The organism is Peptoniphilus sp., assembly GCF_034090345.1.
GTDB lineage: Bacteria > Bacillota > Clostridia > Tissierellales > Peptoniphilaceae > Peptoniphilus.
The window spans coordinates 1-2,718 of record NZ_JAXDSS010000001.1; the positions used below are offsets into that span (position 1 = coordinate 1).

Sequence of the window (2,718 nt, forward strand, 5' to 3'; positions counted from 1 at the left end):
GAAAACCTAGACTACGAATACGGAGAAAAACCACTATCACTAAACACTAGAAATGGTTCAAGTAAGAAAACCGTCAAATCATCTTATGGAGATATAGAACTAGCTATACCAAGAGATAGAGAAGGCTCCTTTGAACCACAATTTCTTAAAAAATACGAAAAAGACATATCAAACATAGAAAATCAAATAATATCTATGTATGCCAAAGAAATACCTTCACCTAATAATGTCTACAACTCGTAACCTCGGTTGACATTATTGGCTGGGGCAGACCCTGATAACAAGAGACATATCAAGTCCTGTCAAAGAAGTATAATAGAATAAGATAGAAGATTTACATAAAGAGGGAAATTCAGCGTAGTAAAAAATAAATGAAAACTGAAATTTATTATTAAGGAAATTCTAAAGTAAATTTATTGTATAAAATAAACAGATAATAGATTAGTTGGTATTGATAATAATGAGTTAAATTGATATTCTATAATAAAAATGTATGGAGGTTAAGTATGCAAAAATTTAAGAGAACAACTGTGAAAAGGATTTTAAACAAAACTATAATGTCTTTAGTGGTTTTAGGTTCTTTTTTTCTAGGCAATTATACGGTATATGCACAGCCTATAAATCAAATAGATACTTATAAAGTTAAGTATATCTTAAGAGATACTAATGAAGATTTACTAGGTTATGAGAGTTTTAAAATGGGCATCAGGGGAGAAAAAGTAGTTGAAAAAGCAATATATTTTGGAGGGTATAAAGCTTTAGAAGCTGAAAAAGTAGTTGAAATTTCTGAGGACACTAAAGACGTTGTGTTTGAATACGAAAAAGAAGACAAGCGCATTGGTACATATCAAGTAAAGTATATTGATTCATATTCAAAGAAAAGTTTATATGACTATGAAATAAAAAAAATGGGAATAATAGGAGATGTTTTGGAAGAAAAAGCACTGGATTTTAAGGGATATATACTAGAATCTGAACCTATACAAAATTTAAAGTTGACAGAGGAAGATGAACAAATAATTGTTTTTAGATACAAAAAGACTAGAGATACAATGGAATTGGAAGAATATTTAAAGGAACCAATTGATTTTGAAAATAAGGTATCTAATAAAGGAATTGATGAAGATTTTAGTAATGATTTTGATGGGGCGGTAGAGTATGTAACAAAAGCTATCTATGAGCATCAAAATTTTGCAAAATTTTATGGGGCAAAAGGTCAATGCCAAAAAGTTGTAGATAGATTGACAGACTTAACTATTCAAGGGGTTAATGTTAAATTTGTAACTAATTTTACAGCGAGAGAAAAGCCTACATCACAAGAAGGTGTATATGAATGTGTAATAGGGTTTATGTATGGAGAAGACCTTGAAACAACAAAATTAGTTGAAGAAAGGATATCAGAAATTGTTAATGAACTAAATAAAAAAATTACAGAATACACAACAGATGTAGAAAAAGTTAAATTAATATATGAATACGTAATTGATAATGTTAGTTTTTATACCGGTCATGTTCCTGGACAACTCCATAGAAATAAAAATAGAAGAGATGTACATTTTTCGCCAGCGGCAGTGTTTGACGGAGAAAGTGTTTGTTTAGGTTATGCTATGTTATTTGGCAGAATATCAGAAAGAATGGGCATTGATTCAAGGTTGGTTGTAGGAATATCTAAACCAATGTTAACTCAAAAAGTAGATTCATATCTTGATAATATGAAAAATAGGGAAGATGAAATGGGAATCAAAGCATTTAAAGGAAGAGTGAACCATGCTTGGAATCAAGTAAAAATTAATGGCAAATGGTATCATGTCGATCCATCGCATGATGACTACCAAGCTCAAATTTCACACAAACCTTATAGTTATTTTTATTTTTTAAGATCGGATGAATTCCTAAATAGAATTGATTTTAAAAATGGGTGGACGTATTTAAAATTATGGAATAAGGAATGCGCTATGCCTTCGTATTCAGATTATCCGGGTTCAAAGTTGTTTAGCAGAGAGGTTTGAAATTTTAATATTACTGTATTATTAATATGTCAAGTAAATTACTTATAGACAACTTGTAAAAATTAAAAACCTAAATTGCAATATCAAATTGAACTATTTTCCCAACAGTATCCATTAACCCTAATTTATTTAGTTCTTCTACAAAAACTTCTATAGGCGTTCGGTAATTTAGGATTTTTCTTGGTAAATTATTCATCCAGTTCATTATTTTTAAATAGTGATTTTCATTGTAGTCTAATAGGGATTTTCCTTTTGGAAGGAATCTTCTTATTAGGCTATTATGTTTTTCGTTACTTCCTCTTTCTTGTGGGTTATTTGGATGGCAATAATATACATCTCTAACTAAGCTATTTTCTAGTTTTGTTAAGTTAGCAAACTCTAATCCATTATCACTTGTTATGCTTTTGAATATTGCTGTGGAGTTTTCTAGTTTTGATAGTAATTTTTCTAAGCTTTCATTAACTGATGATGAATTTTTTGTTGCAATTTTTAGTATTATTTCCATCCTTGTTTTTCTTTCTGTTATAGTAATTAAAGCTGGTTCTTCTTTATTTTTCTTTGGAACAATTGTATCTATTTCCCAATTGCCAAAGCTTGATCTGTTTTCTATTTCTAAAGGTCTTTCTTCTATGCTTTTTCCGAGTTTTATTTTACTTTTTCTAATTCTTTTAGTAGATGTTTTTCTTCTTAATTTCAGGGGTAAGTCTAT

General features: G+C 29.3%; 2 protein-coding genes and 1 pseudogene. 2 read left to right on the forward strand and 1 reads right to left on the reverse strand.

All coding sequences use genetic code 11. The annotated features are described in order from the left end of the window. Both SOR77_RS00005 and SOR77_RS00010 read left to right on the forward strand, forming a co-directional pair. Positions 1-207, forward strand: a pseudogene (locus tag SOR77_RS00005) (transposase); the annotation flags it as partial. 299 nt (positions 208-506) lie between these two features. Next, the gene (locus SOR77_RS00010) at positions 507-2,009 is read left to right on the forward strand and encodes a transglutaminase domain-containing protein (RefSeq protein ID WP_320635170.1); all 1,503 of its coding nucleotides are present in this window, start codon (positions 507-509) and stop codon (positions 2,007-2,009) included. Between the two features lie 70 nt (positions 2,010-2,079). On the opposite strand, the gene SOR77_RS00015 is transcribed toward SOR77_RS00010, so the two are convergent. After that, a partial coding sequence (locus SOR77_RS00015; RefSeq protein WP_320635171.1) for an IS30 family transposase occupies positions 2,080-2,718 on the reverse strand: 639 nt, incomplete at its 5' end.